Below are 14,448 nucleotides of genomic sequence, written 5' to 3'. Positions count from 1 at the left end.
CGCTAGGCCACCTGTTACGGCGACGTCAATAGCCGATGTCGAAAAGAATTCAGCGGGGTGCGCGGCCCCGAGCACGTCCCACCCGACCGCCCTGTGCATGCGACCGGGAGGGGTGCTCCTCAAGATCCCGCTCGATCCTGGATCTAGTCCCCTCGATCCGTCGCGAGGCCACTACAACCAGGATCGAGCACGATCTTGGAGTGAGAGGGCAGCGTGGGTGCGCGGCGGTCGGCCGGAGGCCAGGGGGTGGGGGTCAGGGCAGGTCGAAGAGGGTGGCGGCGCTGTTCCAGCAGACCGCGCGTAGCCAGTCGTCGCCCAGGTCCAGTCGGGCCAGCCCGCTCACCTGGTCGGCGTACGGGTACGGGATGTTCGGAAAGTCGCTGCCCAGCAGCACCTTGCCGGCCAGCCCCAGGTCGCGCAACCGGGGCAGCTCCTCGGCGGGGAAGGGGACGAACTGGTCGAAGAAGGGCGTGAACGCCATCGTGGTGTCCAGTCGGACCCGCTCGTACGTCTCGGCGAGGTCCAGGAAGGCCAGGTAGTCCGGGGCGCCCATGTGCGCCACCACGGCGGTCAACCGAGGGTGGCGGGCGAGCAGGGCGGCGAACGGTTCCGGCCCGGTGTGGGAGGTCCCCACCGGTGCGTGCCCGGCGTGCACCACCACCGGCACACCCGCGTCGGACAGCATCCCCCACACCGGGTCCAGCGCCGGGTCGGTTGGCGCGAAGCCGCCGACCTGTAGATGCAGCTTGAACACCCGGGCGCCTTCGGCGAGGGCCGCCTCGACGTACCCGGGGGCCTCCGGCTCCGGATAGAACGTGGCCGAGGCCAGGCAACCGGGGGTGTCGCGGGCGAAGTCCAGCGTCCAGCGGTTGAGTTCCGCCGCCATGCCCGGTCGGTGCGCGTACGCCAGGGCGCTGAACGCCAGCACCCCGATCCGCCGCAGGTGCGCGACCCGATCGGCGTCGCTCCACCGGTAGCGGATCGGCCACTCGGTGCCGACCAGCGGCCCGGCGGCGTCGAAGTAGGCCCACACCCGACGCAGCAGGCGCGGCGGCAGGAAGTGCACGTGCACGTCGGCGAGGCCGGGCAACCCCAGGGCGTGGCAGAACTCCGGTACGCGTTCGTCCTCGGCCGGCGGGATCGCCGACGCCGGATCGGTCATATGTCGATGTCGAAACGGCTCAGCACCGAGGGCGCGATCAGGCCGACGGTGGCGAGCGCGGAGACGACGGTCAGCGCGATGCGCATCCCGACCACTTCGGCCTTGCTGCCGACGCGCAGGGCGATGCTGTTCGGCAGGCCGATCATCATCCACATGCGCCGCTTGATCGGGATCGGCCAGAGGATCGGCACACCCGCTCTGGTGATCATGTCGCCGAGGATGTGCACGAAGCAGCCCACGCCCAGCGCGGTCCCGATCAGTGGATAGCCGCGCCCGCCCGGCAGGTTGGCGAAGGTGAACCAGGCCGCGCCGGCCGACGCGAGGGTGATGATCACCCACCCGGCCCGCTCGGCCCACTCGTCGAACAGCCCACGCAACGCCAGGCCGAACATGAAGAACAGGATGGTGATGACCGCCCACTTGCCGTACGCGGCGCAGAGCGCTGTGGTGCCCCAGCCGACCAGCACGGTGAACGGCAGCGTGTGGGTCAGCGTCCGGTGCCCGTTGTTGCGGCGTGGGTCCTTGCTGAGCTTGGTGGCGTAGTAGACCCCGAGGGAGATTTTCTCCATCACCTCGGCGGCGAAGAGCGAGAAGACTCCGAAGGTACGGGCCACGGTGGCCCCACCCTGGTTCTTGGTCACCTTGCCCGACATGTCGAGGTCGGGAAAGAGCGCGCCACCGGCGCACACCGCGGTGCCCACCGCCAACGCGAGCGGCGACTGGTGGTAGTCGGCGAACTGCTCCAGTGCCCAGGAGCCAGCCAGCCACACCGCCGCGCCGGACAGCGCGTGTTGCGGTCCCATCATCTCGGCTCACCCTCCCCAGGGATCTTGAGCGCCCAAAACTACGCCACTGTAGTCAGCGTCGGCGCCGCAGGGGCATCACCCGGAAGGTCCACATCGGACCGCGTCACAGGGTGGGGGTGAAGCTCTGCCGGATCATCGGCAAGTATGCCGCGTTGACCTGCCAGTCGAACTCTTCTGTCAACCACGAGACGGTGTAGGAACGGTCGGCCGCGGTGTTGGCCAACAGCCTCAAGCTGTGCACCGGAACGCCGACGGCGTTCTGCCAGCCGCACTCCCACACCGCGCCACCCTCGAAGATGTCCATCGCGGAGATGTCCACCTTGCGATAGCCCGGCAGCGCGGCACTCGCGGTCAGCCGGGCCTCCTCGGCCTTCCAGTACGCCACCGGATCCGGGCGGGCCGGCCCCGCCTCGACGCTGAGCACCCGGGACCCGCCGGATTTCCGGAAGCAGGTCACCGGGCCCTCGGCCCAGCGCTCCCACCCCACCGGCGCGGCGATCCGGAACCCGGTCGGGTCGTCGTACCAGGTCCAGCCCTCGCGCAGCCCGTACTTCACGTCTGGTGGCGGTGACACCGCCACCACCGGGGTCGCCGACGGGGGCGGGGACGACGTGCAGGCGAACGCCGCCGGCCGGGAGGTTGGCGCGCCCCCACCCGAGCCGGACGGTGGGGTTTGATCATTGTGCCGGTTGACCAGCGCCAGCGTGACGCCACCCGCGACGAGCACGGCGGTGGCCACACCACCCAGGGCGAGCAGGCGCCCTCGCCGGCCAGGTGGACGCCGCGGGCGCGGGGTCGGGGTCGGCGTGGCCGGCTCGTCCGACGGGGCCACCGGTTCGACACTGTGCGACGCGATGGCCCGCCCGGCGCTGCGGATCGCCGCGACAGCCGAGGAACGAACCGACCCGGCGGGCTCGTCGACGCTCGCCGCGGCGCTGCGCAACAGCGGCTCCGCCTCGGCGGCGGTCAACCGCCGCCAGGGGTCGCGCTGCAACAGGCCGATGAGGGCGGGACGCAACGGGCCGGCTCGACGCATCGGATCCGGTGGTTCGGTGGCCAGCGCGCTGAGCGTCGCCATCGCGCTCGACCGCGCGTACGGTGACTTCCCCTCGACCGTCGCGTAGAGCGTCGCGCCCAGCGACCACATGTCGGTGCGGGCGTCGGACACCCCGTCGCGGGCCCGTTCGGGGGCGACGAACTGCGGCGAGCCGAGCACCGTTCCGGGCCCGGTCATCACACCGTCGCCGCCGTCGAAGGTGGCCAGCCCGAAGTCGGTGAGCACCACCCGCCCGTCGTCGGCCACCAGCACGTTGTGCGGCTTCACGTCGCGGTGCAGCACCCCGGCGGCGTGTGCGGCCCGCAACGCGGCGAGCACCGCCAGCCCGATCCGGGCGGTGCGCTGCGGGCTCAGCGGCCCCTCGGCGCTGATGATCTGCTGCACCGATCGCGACGGCACGTACTCCATCACGATCCAGGGGCTCTCCCGGTCGTGGACCACGTCGTAGAGGCGGACCACGTTGGGATGGTTGAGTCGGGCGGCGGTGCGTGCCTCACGCAAGGTTCGGAGCCGCAGCTCCTCGCGCTCGGTCTCGGCCAGCCAGGACGGCGGCACGACCTCCTTCACCGCCACGTCGCGATGCAACATCTCGTCGCGAGCAAGCCACACCCGGCCCATTCCGCCGGTGCCGACCAGGTCGAGCAGCCGGTACCGACCCGCGATCAGCAACTGATGCACGGTCGCTCCCCCTCGGTCACCCCGGGATCCACGATAGCCACCAATGCCGGCTTTCTCATCCACTGAGCGGCCTCGATCCACGACGGACGGTGGTCCGGATCATGGCCATACGGTGCAGGTCAGCGGGGTGGTCGGAAACTCTTTCGCACCAGTTGCCAGTCGGCGGCGGCCCCGGCCCAGTCCTCGTCCCGGGTGATCCAACCCAGCGTCCACCCGTCGGCGCCGAAGACCTGTTGTCGGGCGTGCAGCCACGTGCCGTGCGGCGTCTGCCAGCGGAGCTCCCACTCGGCGCCGTCGTCACCCGCGGCGAGCCGGATCTCGTCGTACCCCGGCAGGGAGCCCTGCCCGGCCGCTGTCTCGCGGGCGGTCCGCAGACGCTTCAGGGGATCGGCGGCGCCGCCCTGCGCGACGCTGAAGGCCCGGCCGCTCGCCGGGTCCTGGAAGCACGCCACGGTGCCGTCGCGGGAGAACATCCACGTCGCCGGTACGGAGACCCGGAAGCCGGCGGTGTCGGCGTACCAGACCCAGCCGGGCGGCGGCCGGAGTTCGTCGCCCGGGTTCGGCGTGCCGGCCCGCACCGGCGTACCGATGATGTCCGGGCGGACACAGGCGAACGGGGGCGGCGGGACGTTCCGCCGGTCCGGCGGCGGGCCGGGGCCGAGCGGCCCGCCGTTGGGCGGGCGGTTCGGCCCCGGGGCGGACCAGCCGGTGGTGTCGCGGGGCTTGTCGCCGGCGACTGTCAGCGCTGTGGCGACGCCGGCCACGACGGCCACCAGCAGCGCCACCGCGACCACCGCCACCCGACGCGCGGTACGCCCGACGGCCGCCGGGTCCGGGACCGGCCCGGGGGAGGCGTCACCGGGCACGGCCGGGTCGGGCAGCGGAACCGTGGGGTCCTGGTCGTCGGGGTCCTCAGCGGTGGCGGGCTGGGCGACCGGCAGTGGCAACGGCCCGTCGACCGAGGTCCGGTCGCTCGCCGACGGCGGGTCGGCGCGGCCGGTCGCGGCGGTCCTGAGCAACCGACGGGCCGTCTCGTGGTCGAGGCGCTCGCGCGGGTCGCGGCGCAGTAACCCGTCAAGCACCGGCGCGAGCGCCCCGGCGTGCGGGGCAGGGTCCGGCGGGCCGGCGGCCAGCGCGCTCAGGGTGGCCATCGCGGTGCTGCGCGCGTACGGGGACTGCCCCTCCACCGCGGCGTGCAGGGTCGCCCCGAGCGACCACAGATCGGCGGCCACCGTTGACACCCCCTCGGCGGCCCGCTCCGGGGCCACGTACTGCGGGGAGCCGAAGACCATGCCGGGGCGGGTCATCGCGCCGTCGCCGCCGTCGAAGGTGGCCAGCCCGAAGTCGGTGAGCATCACCCGCCCGTCGTGCGCCACCAGCACGTTCTGTGGCTTGATGTCGCGGTGCAGCACCCCGGCGGTGTGCGCGGCCTCCAGCGCGTCGAGCACGGCCAGCCCGATCCGGGCCGCGCGGGACGGCTCCAGTGGCCCTTCGGCGTCCACGACATCCTGCAGGGTGCGGGACGGGACGTACTCCATGACGATCCATGGGCTGCCGTCGACCGCGACGACGTCGTAGAGCCGGACCACGGCGGGGTGGTTGAGTCGAGCCGCGGCGCGTGCCTCCCGCATGGTGCGTGAGCGCACCTCGGCCCGTTCCGGATCGGCCAACCAACTCGGTGGAACGATCTCCTTGACCGCTACCTCGCGGTGCAGCATCTCGTCGCGGGCGCGCCACACCCGACCCATGCCCCCGCGACCCACCAGGTCGAGCAGCCGGTACCGACCGGCGATCAGCACCTGTGCACGCTCCTCCTCAGCCGCTGTCCGGGCTACACCCTAACCAGCGGATCGGAAGTCACCTATCGGTCGTCCGACTCGGCTCAGCAGGCGGCGTGGTGGGCGGCGGTGAGCAGGTTCCCTTCCGGGATGGCGATCCGGGTCCGCCCGCCGCTCAGCCGGGCGGCCGCACGTCGGGCCTGCACGGGACCGTGTTCGCGGCGAGCGGCGGCGTAGCTGGCGGCGGTGCGGGCCGCGATGGTGGCCCAGCCGTACCGCTCGCCGACCATCGTGCGGGCCTGGCGGGCCAGCCGCCTGGCGAAGACCTCGTCGCCGAGCAGTTGACCGACCGCGCCGGCGAGCGCGTCCGGGTCGCTGTGCGGGAACGTCACCCCGGTCACCCCGGGCTCGACGATCTCGGCGAGGCCGCCGGTACGGGCCACGGCGAGGGGCGCTCCGGCGGCAGCCGCCTCCAGCGCCACCATGCCGAACGGCTCGTAGAGACTGGGAACCACAGTGGCGTCGGTGGCGCCGAGCATCGCCGGTAGTTGGGTGGAGTCGAGGAAACCGGTGAACCGGACGGTCGAGCTGAGCGCCAGTCGCCGGGCCTCCGCCTCCAACTCGGTGCGGTACGGGCCGTCGCCGGCGATCACCACGCGCAGCCCCGGGTGTCGTTCGCGGAGCCGGGGTACGGCGTGCACCAGGTGCTGGACGCCCTTCTCGTAGACCAGCCGCCCGGCGTACCCGACCAACGGGCCGTCCCCGGCGAAGCGTGCCCGCGCCGACGCGACCGCTCGGGGGCGGGCCCGCCAGGCCCTGTCGTCGACCCCGTTGGGCACCACGTCGACCTGGGCGGCCGGTACGTCGAACAGCGTGGTCACCTGGTCGCGCATGTACCCGGAGCAGGCGATCACCCGGATGGATGAGCCGCTGAGCCAGTGCTCGACGCCGTGGATGGTGCGGTTCATCTCCTCCGGCAGCCAGCCCTGGTGCCGGCCGGCCTCGGTGGCGTGCATGGTGGTGACCAAGGGGAGGTCCAGGTGCTCGGCGAGGGTGACGGCCGTGTGGGCGACCAGCCAGTCGTGGGCGTGGATGACGTCGTAGGAGCCGGCCTGGGTGGCGCGCAGCGCGGTGCGGGTCAGGGTGTGGTTGAAGGCCATCGTCCAGGCCAGCAGCGAGCCGGTGGCGAGGGGGAAGGTGACGGGGTCTTCGGGGGCGCGCAGGATGCGTACGCCGTCGGCGTACTCCTCCAGGGGTGCGCCCTCGCAGTGGCGGGTGACGACTGTGACCTCGTGGCCGGCGGCGGCGAGGGCGACGGAGAGGGCGTGCACGTGTCGGCCGAGACCGCCGACGAGCACCGGCGGGTACTCCCAGGAGAGCATCAGCACCCGCAGCTGTCGGGCGGGGTTGATGTCGATCACGTGGGCATCGAGTGACATGCGGCCCCCTTTGAGTTGTCCCCGGGCGCGCGCCGACCGACACCGAATCGATGTCGCCGTCGCGTCTGGATCGAGGCCAATCCTGCCGGGATCGCGATAACCAGCGGCGACACCACCGTTGCGGTCGTGTAAAGCGCTACTGGCTCTTTCGCCGCACCCGCAGCAGCTCGGCCACCGACCATGCCTGGAACGGGCACCCGGTAGCGGTGTGCGGCGCGAGGCCATCGGCCGTCTCGCTCACCGAGCCTATCCCATATTCCATCAAATGGGCCTCAATGCCAACGAATACGTCATCGACGGACATCTTCCCCCGGCGGGCGGCGTCCACGTACGGGCCGAGCAACCACGGCCAGACAGTGCCCTGGTGATAGCCCCCGTCCCGGTCGGCCGGGCCGCCCCGGTGCCGGCCGACGAACTCCGCGGAATCCGGGGCGAGACTGCGTGGCCCGAGCGGGGTGAGCAGCCCGCCCCCGACCCGCCGCAGCGTCGCCTCGTCCGGCTCCATCGGCGCGTACGGCAGCGACCAGGCCAGCAACTGGTTGGGGCGCAACGCGTCGTCGTCGTGCAGGGCCGCGCCACCGAGCGGGTACGCCGGCGCGGGCGCGTCCAGCACGTCGTGCAGCCAGCCGGTCGGGGCCGGGAACCGCTGCCGGAACGAGGCGGTGGCCTGCCGGTGGCGTCGCCACAGCTCGTCGGCGTCCTGCCCGGCCAGCTCGGTCAGCTCCGCGAGCCCGGCCAGCCCGTTGATCCACAACGCGTTGACCTCGACCGGCTTGCCGGTCCGCGGGGTGACCGGCACCCCGTACACGCGGGCGTCCATCCAGGTCAGCGCGGTGCCGGCGGCGCCCTGGGTGAGCAGCCCGTCGGCCGGATCGACCCGGATCCCGTACCGGGTGCCGGCGGTGTGAGCGTCGATCACCGCGCGCAGCGCCGGCAGCAGCTCGTCGCCGAGGTCGGTGTCGCCGGTGACTGTGACGTGCCGGCTCACCGCGTGCAGGAACCAGAGCGTGCCGTCGACGGTGTTGTACTCCACCCGACCGGTGTCGGCCGTGTTGGCGAGCATCCCCTCGGACAGCGTCGCCGCGTACGCCCGCAGCAGCTCGCTGCCCTCGTCGGCGCGACCCGTGCAGAGGAACAACCCCTCATACGAGATCATCGTGTCCCGCGACCACGCCCCGAACCACGGGTAGCCGGCGACCACGTCCACCGCCGCCTGGTCGGTGCGCACCACGAACGCGTCGGCGGCCAGCGCCAGCGTGGCGTCCACGTCGTCGGCTGGCTTCGCGGTCGCCACCACCCGCCGGTTGCGCCGCCTCGCGGTCGCCACTATCTCAGTGGCCGGCGGCGGCTCCTCGTCGAGCCGACCGGCCCAGGCCCGCACCGACAGGGTGTCGCCGGGGCGTTCCAGCTCACCGGAGAAGCGGCCCGCGTACCAGAGGTCCTCGTCCGCGTTGAGGCCCCGGTTGGCCTCCTCGCGGTGGTGCACGCCCAGCCACCACTGCCCCTCGGGCGACCAGCCCGGTCCGGCGAGCCGGTACGCGCCCTCGACCACCGCACCGTCGGCCACCGCCTCGACCTGCGGGATCGGGCCGTCGGCCCGCCGTTCGCCGTGCGCGTCCCGCCAGGTGCAGGCGGCCGACAGCTCCAGCCGGACCGGACCTCCGGCGACCAGCCGGTGCACCACAGCGACGCAGGAGCGGCCGGGCAGCATGGCCAGCTCCCGTTCGATCACCACCGCGCCGATCCGCCACCGCCACCGGGGTAGCCCGTCGACCAGGTCGAAGCGCTCCAACAGCTCGAAGCCGCGCGGGTCCACGTCGCCGGAGGCCCACTCGTGCGCGCCGAGGCGCACCCGCGCGCCGGACGGCAGTGTGACCGCCGGATCGAGGCTGACCAGTCCCACCTGGCGGGACGCCGGCGTTTCGCCGGGGACCACCAACAGACCGTGGTAGCGACGTGTCCGCAGCCCGCCGACGGTGCCCATCGCATAGCCGCCGAGGCCGTCGGGGACCAGCCACTCCCGGCTGGCGGCGCTGGTCAGGTCGCCGCAGATCTGCGGGCCGAAGTGAATGTCGATCAACTTTCCTCCACCGGCGGCGGGGTGTAACACGCCACGACGAGAATGGCCGCTGTGGTCAAGTACCGCGGCGACGTCAAAGATGTGCACGTGATCACTGACCGATCGTCCTCCGACGCCTCGCCACCCGACGCTGAGCGGCTCCGGCTCGCCCAGGCTGACGCGGGGGAGCAGGACTGGCGTGCATGGGGTCCCTATCTGTCCGAACGGGCGTGGGGGACGGTACGGGAGGACTACAGCGAGCACGGTACGGCCTGGGACTACTTCCCGCACGACCACGCGCGGTCCAGAGCCTACCGGTGGAATGAAGACGGGATGGCCGGCGTCTGCGACGAACGACAGACCTTCGCGTTCGCCCTGGCCCTCTGGAACGGCAAGGACCCGATCCTCAAGGAGCGGATGTTCGGCCTCGGCGGCGACGGCGGAAACCACGGCGAGGACGCCAAGGAGTACTGGTGGTACGAGGACTCCACACCCACCCACTCGTGGATGCGCTGGCGCTACCACTACCCGCAGGCCGCCTTTCCGTACGACGAACTCGTCGCGGTGAACGCGTTGCGCGGCCGCGACGACACCGAGTACGAGCTGGTGGACACCGGGATCTTCGACGACGACCGGTACTGGGCGGTGACAGTCGACTACGCCAAGGCGTCCCCGACCGACCTCTGCATGGTGGTGACCGTCGCCAACCGGGGCGACCAGGCGGCGACCCTGCACGTCCTGCCCACCCTGTGGTTCCGTAACACCTGGTCCTGGGGCCTGCCCGGCGGCGACCGGATCCCCCGGCTGACCGGCCAGGGCACCCGGCTCGTCGGCGAGCACCGGGTGCTCGGCCAACTGCTGCTGGAAGGCGACGGCGGCCCGGTGCCGCTGCTCTGCGACAACGACACGAACGCCGAGCGGCTCTGGGGCCTGCCCGGCCGCTCCCCGTACCCCAAGGACGGCATCAACGACCACGTCGTCAACGGCGCGCCCACCGTCAACCCGGCCCGGGAGGGCACCAAGGGCGCGCTGCACTACGTGCTCGACGTGCCGGCCGGCGGGCAGCGCCAGATCCGGCTGCGGCTGACCCGCACCGCGTCGCCGCCGGCCGCCGCGCCGCCGCCACCGGCCGACCTCAGCGACGGCTTCGAGGCGGTGGTGTGGGCGCGGCGGGCCGAGGCGAACCGGTTCTTCGCCGCAGTGATCCCGCCGGCCGCCACACCCGACGAGGCGCTGGTCGCCCGGCAGGCCATCGCCGGGCTGATGTGGGGCAAGCAGTTCTACCACTTCGACGTCAAACGCTGGCTCGAAGGCGACCCGGGCTCGACACCGCCGCCGGCCGGGCGTCGGCACGGGCGCAACAGCGCCTGGTGGCACATGACCAGCTTCGACGTCATCTCCATGCCTGACCCGTGGGAATACCCCTGGTACGCGGCCTGGGACCTGGCCTTCCACTGCGTGAGCATCGCCCGGGTCGACCCGGGCTTCGCCAAGGAGCAGATCCTGCTCCTGCTGCGCGAGTGGTACCTGCACCCCAACGGCCAGATACCGGCGTACGAGTGGGCGTTCGGTGACGTGAACCCGCCGGTGCACGCGTGGGCGGCGCTGAAGGTGTTCGAGATCGACGGCGGCCGGGACTACGAGTTCCTGGCCCGGGTGATGCACAAGCTGCTGCTCAACTTCACCTGGTGGGTCAACCGCAAGGACACCGGCGGCAACAACGTCTTCGAGGGCGGCTTCCTCGGGCTGGACAACGTCGGGCCGTTCGACCGTTCGGCGGCGCTGCCGGTCGCCGGTGTGCTGGAGCAGTCCGACGGCACCGGCTGGATGGGCATGTACGCGCTCAACCTGCTGGACATGGCGATAGTGCTCGCCGAACACGACCGGACCTGGGTGGACACCGCCACCAAGTTCTTCGAGCACTTCGCCTACATCGCCGCCGCCGCGTACGAGCAGGGATTGTGGGACGACGAGGACGCCTTCTTCTACGACGTGCTGCGCCTCGCCGACGGCACGAAGGTGCCGCTGAAGGTCCGCTCCGTCGTCGGCCTGCTGCCGTTGGCCGCCACCACCCGGCTCACCGCCCGGACCCTGCACCACCTACCGGAACTGGGCGCCCGGCTGCGGTGGTTCCTCACCAACCGCCCGGAGTACGCCCAGGTGATCGGCACCCGTCGCCTCGGCCCCGACGGCCGACAGCAGCGGCTGCTGTCCATGGTCGGCCCGGAACAGGTGGTCCGCCTGCTCGCCCGGATGCTCGACCCCGACGAGTTCCTCTCCGACTTCGGCCTCCGTACGCTGTCCCGCGCGCACCTGGACAAGCCGTTCTCGGTCACCCTCGGCGGGCAGGAGTTCTCCGTCGGCTACGAGCCGGCCGAGTCGACCAGCGGGCTGTTCGGGGGCAACTCGAACTGGCGGGGTCCGATCTGGATGCCGACGAACTTCCTGCTGATCAGCGCGCTGCGCGACTACGCGGCGTTCTTCGGCGACGACCTTCAGGTGGAGTACCCGACCCGCTCCGGGGTGAAGCACACCCTCGACGAGATCGCCGACGACCTCTCCGCCCGGCTGATCTCGCTCTTCACCCAGGACGACTGGGGTCGACGGCCGATCTACGGCGCCGCGCAGATGTTCCAGACCCACCCGGACTGGCGCGACCTGATCGCCTTCCCCGAGTACTTCCACGGTGACAACGGGGCCGGTCTGGGCGCCTGGCACCAGACCGGCTGGACAGCCCTGGTCGCCGACCTCATCCTCACCCTGCGCCGCTGAGGTTCCTGGTCGACGACCCCGTGCTTCCTACAACTTGACGGTCGCCGGCACCTGGGCTGCGGCGCGTCGCGGAACACGACGGCTGTGCGGCAGTACGAGATCGTGTCGTGACGAGGGGTCGCCACTATTCGGTGAGCACCTTCACTGAGTCGGCGAGCCCGTCGTTGCGGTTGATGCCCACGAAGAACTCGCTGCCGACGTGGGTGACATCTTCGATCTCGTCGGTCAGGTCGTTCCCCGGAATGCCGATGTCGCTCTCCACGTCGCCGCCGGACCAGTTGTACTGGTACACCCAGTTCCAGCCGGTGGTCGGCGTCGAGGTGTTGATCGACTTGGTGTTCCAGATGTAGTTCTCGGAGCAGTCGATGCCCTGGTCCGAACGATTGTCGTGACTGGTCAGGTTGCTCTTGACCAGCGTCCATCCACTGGTCAGGGCGCCAGCGCCGGGATGGGTCCACAGGCTGCCCAACCGGCGGGCCGCGTATTTGCCGGCCCCGCCGGCAGCCGTCGCGCTGTAGCAGAGGCCGCTGATGTTGCCGATCGGCAGCCGCACCTCCCCGGTCGTGCCGACAGATCCGTCGGCGTTCAGGCGCACGATCGTCACCTTGTCGCTGAGAAACGCGGACTGGCTTCCCTGGGTGGCAATCAGTGCCGGGCCCTGGCCCAGATAGTTCGCGTTGTAGGCGAGGTCGTTGCCGTGGCCGAGCGTCGGTATGGAGGTGGGGGCCCCGGCGCAGACCCAGCTGGCGCCGTCCCAGCTCGAGCCGTCGCGCAGCCACCGGGACAGGACCGGCTCCGCGCCGGCCGCCTTCGTGAAGATGATGTAGAGCTGGCCGCCCGGCCCCGCCACCATGCCCTGCATGACAGTGCGGCCGTCCTTGCACGCGCTGCTGTTCGGGATGTTCAGCCGTTCCGCGCCGCTCCGATCGGTGGCGGCGGAGGCAGCGGCCGCCGGGGCGACGGCCATACCAACGGCGAGGGCGAGTACGGACGCGACGCTCGACAGTTTCTTCACGCGGCTGTTACTCCTTCATGAGTGAGGCGAGGCAGCGTATCAGTCAGTGTCGACATGTCTATGTCGCCTTGTGGCCAGGGTGATCCCTCCGGAACCTCTGTCGCCCTCGTCCTGCTCGCGGAGCGGCTACCTCGGCCTGTCCGGCGAGGTCCGGTCCGCGACGGCACCGCGCGAGGATGGCGGGGCACCGTCGGCCAGCCGGGGCAGGAGTGGCCTCAGGTCAGCCGGTGAAGGGCTCGGGTCCGAGGCGGCCCCAGGCCACGAACGCGGCCATCGCGAGGTAGACCAGATTCAGCACGATGAACCTCGCCTCGCCGTAGCGCAGGTGGGTGATCATCGCGCCGACCATCAGCAGGATCCAGCAGACGGCGGTGACCGGCACCAGCACCGGTGCGATGTCCAGCACCGCGGGCAGGATCAGACCGACCGCGGCCAGGAGCTCAAGGACGCCGAGGGTCTTGACGAAGCCCACGCTGGCGTCGCCGGTCCACCCGCCGCCGTTGGCCGCGGCCAACTTCTGCTTGGGTACGAATGTCTTGGTGATGCCGCCGGCCAGGGCGATTGTGGCCAGCAGTCCGGCCGTGATCCACAGTGCCAGGTTCATGCGTTTCCCTCCGTATCGGGTCGCACAGGAGACACCGCCGGCCGGTGCGCTGTGACAGCCCGTCGAGTGACCAGGAGCACTGGCGTCCGGTGTCACAGACGGCGGGTGGCCGGTGTCTGGTGGGCGACGCGGTCGAGTTCGACGAGACTGGAGGACGCATGGATGCCGGGGGCGGGATCATGGGAGCGGGCGGCCGGGGGGACCGGGCCGTCGACGCGTTCGTCAACCACCGGAACCTGCTCTTCACCGTCGCGTACGAGATGCTCGGCTCGGCCGCCGACGCGGAGGACGTACTCCAGGAGACCTGGCTGCGGTGGGCGGACGCGGATCTCACGACGGTGCGGGACCAGCGCGCCTACCTGGTCCGGATCACCACCCGGCTGTCGCTCAACCGGCTGCGTGCGGTCGGCCGGCGCAGGGAGTCCTACGTCGGCTCGTGGCTACCCGAGCCGCTGCTGACCGCACCGGACGTCGCCGACGACGTCGAACTCGCCGAGAGTGTCTCGATGGCGATGCTGCTGGTGTTGGAGACGCTGGCGCCGACCGAGCGGGCGGTGTTCGTCCTCCGTGAGGTCTTCGACCTCGGATACGACGAGATCGCCGAGGCGGTCGACAAGAGTTCGGCGGCGGTCCGTCAGATCGCTCACCGTGCGCGGGCGCACGTCGCCGCGCGCCGACCGCGCGGGATGGTCTCCTCGGCGGACACCCGGCGGGCGTTGGACGCGTTCCGGCGGGCGGTCGAGACCGGCGACGTGCAGGGCCTGCTCGACGTCCTCGCGCCGGATGTCGTGCTCCTCGGCGACGGCGGCGGGATCAAGCAGGCTGTGCTGCGGCCTGTCGCCGGGGCCGACAAGGTGGCCCGCCTGCTGTGCAGCACACACGCCAGGGTCGCCACCATGTCGCTGCACCCTGCCCAGGTCAATGGTCACCCGGCGCTGGTTCTGCGGCTCGACGGCGCGGTCGACACGGTCCTCGCGCTGCGCATCGACGACGGTTTCATCAGCGGTGTCTACGCCGTGCGGAACCCCGAGAAGTTGTCGCACATGCGGCGTGAGACCGCCCTGCGGCGGTGACTGCG

General features: G+C 71.5%; 10 protein-coding genes. 2 read left to right on the top strand and 8 right to left on the bottom strand.

What is annotated here, in order from left to right; genetic code table 11:
* Nucleotides 1-253: 253 nt before the first annotated feature.
* The 6 genes from AB0B94_RS26405 to AB0B94_RS26380 form a co-directional block, all read right to left on the bottom strand.
* Complete coding sequence (locus tag AB0B94_RS26405) at nucleotides 254-1,162, bottom strand: amidohydrolase family protein (protein ID WP_357285805.1); 909 nt, start codon at nucleotides 1,160-1,162, stop codon at nucleotides 254-256.
* Nucleotides 1,159-1,968, bottom strand: a complete 810-nt coding sequence (locus AB0B94_RS26400) for a metal-dependent hydrolase (protein ID WP_238672615.1) — start codon at nucleotides 1,966-1,968, stop codon at nucleotides 1,159-1,161. The genes AB0B94_RS26405 and AB0B94_RS26400 overlap by 4 nt, the downstream gene beginning before the upstream one ends.
* Before the next feature lie 103 nt (nucleotides 1,969-2,071).
* Nucleotides 2,072-3,703 carry a protein kinase gene (locus AB0B94_RS26395; protein WP_357285801.1) on the bottom strand — a complete coding sequence of 544 codons (1,632 nt, stop codon included), beginning with the start codon at nucleotides 3,701-3,703 and terminating at the stop codon, nucleotides 2,072-2,074.
* A gap of 119 nt (nucleotides 3,704-3,822) precedes the next feature.
* Entirely contained in the window at nucleotides 3,823-5,502 is a 1,680-nt protein-coding gene (locus AB0B94_RS26390) for a protein kinase (RefSeq protein WP_357285795.1), read from the bottom strand.
* Between the two features lie 83 nt (nucleotides 5,503-5,585).
* Nucleotides 5,586-6,920, bottom strand: a complete 1,335-nt coding sequence (locus AB0B94_RS26385; RefSeq protein WP_357285790.1) for a glycosyltransferase family 4 protein — start codon at nucleotides 6,918-6,920, stop codon at nucleotides 5,586-5,588.
* 136 nt (nucleotides 6,921-7,056) lie between these two features.
* Complete coding sequence (locus AB0B94_RS26380) at nucleotides 7,057-9,000, bottom strand: amylo-alpha-1,6-glucosidase (protein ID WP_357285786.1); 1,944 nt, start codon at nucleotides 8,998-9,000, stop codon at nucleotides 7,057-7,059.
* Between the two features lie 42 nt (nucleotides 9,001-9,042).
* Here AB0B94_RS26380 and AB0B94_RS26375 point away from each other — a divergent pair, with 42 nt between their 5' ends.
* Nucleotides 9,043-11,751, top strand: a complete 2,709-nt coding sequence (locus AB0B94_RS26375; protein ID WP_357285782.1) for a glucosidase — start codon at nucleotides 9,043-9,045, stop codon at nucleotides 11,749-11,751.
* Between the two features lie 124 nt (nucleotides 11,752-11,875).
* Here AB0B94_RS26375 and AB0B94_RS26370 read toward each other — a convergent pair whose 3' ends face one another.
* Together AB0B94_RS26370 and AB0B94_RS26365 are read right to left on the bottom strand one after the other, a co-directional pair.
* A complete protein-coding gene (locus tag AB0B94_RS26370; protein ID WP_357285779.1) occupies nucleotides 11,876-12,766 on the bottom strand; it encodes a hypothetical protein in 891 nt (296 codons plus the stop codon).
* Nucleotides 12,767-12,986: 220 nt separating this feature from the next.
* Nucleotides 12,987-13,370, bottom strand: coding sequence for a DoxX family protein (locus tag AB0B94_RS26365; RefSeq protein ID WP_357285776.1), 384 nt, complete (start codon nucleotides 13,368-13,370; stop codon nucleotides 12,987-12,989).
* Between the two features lie 158 nt (nucleotides 13,371-13,528).
* On the opposite strand from AB0B94_RS26365, the gene AB0B94_RS26360 reads away from it, so the two are divergent.
* Entirely contained in the window at nucleotides 13,529-14,443 is a 915-nt protein-coding gene (locus AB0B94_RS26360; protein WP_357285773.1) for an RNA polymerase sigma-70 factor, read from the top strand.
* Nucleotides 14,444-14,448: the final 5 nt, after the last annotated feature.

It is taken from the genome of Micromonospora sp. NPDC048986, from assembly GCF_040649335.1.
Classification (GTDB): domain Bacteria; phylum Actinomycetota; class Actinomycetes; order Mycobacteriales; family Micromonosporaceae; genus Micromonospora; species Micromonospora alfalfae.
Note: the sequence above shows the minus strand (reverse complement) of the source record. Positions and strands in the feature narration are given on the sequence as shown.

Excerpts from the sequence above, each read along its gene's own strand:
- AB0B94_RS26405 (WP_357285805.1), bottom strand. The coding sequence starts at position 1,162 with ATGACCGATCCGGCGTCGGCGATCCCGCCGGCCGAGGACGAACGCGTA.
- AB0B94_RS26400 (WP_238672615.1), bottom strand. The coding sequence starts at position 1,968 with ATGATGGGACCGCAACACGCGCTGTCCGGCGCGGCGGTGTGGCTGGCT.
- AB0B94_RS26385 (WP_357285790.1), bottom strand. The coding sequence starts at position 6,920 with ATGTCACTCGATGCCCACGTGATCGACATCAACCCCGCCCGACAGCTG.
- AB0B94_RS26375 (WP_357285782.1), top strand. The coding sequence starts at position 9,043 with ATGGCCGCTGTGGTCAAGTACCGCGGCGACGTCAAAGATGTGCACGTG.
- AB0B94_RS26365 (WP_357285776.1), bottom strand. The coding sequence starts at position 13,370 with ATGAACCTGGCACTGTGGATCACGGCCGGACTGCTGGCCACAATCGCC.
- AB0B94_RS26360 (WP_357285773.1), top strand. The coding sequence starts at position 13,529 with ATGGATGCCGGGGGCGGGATCATGGGAGCGGGCGGCCGGGGGGACCGG.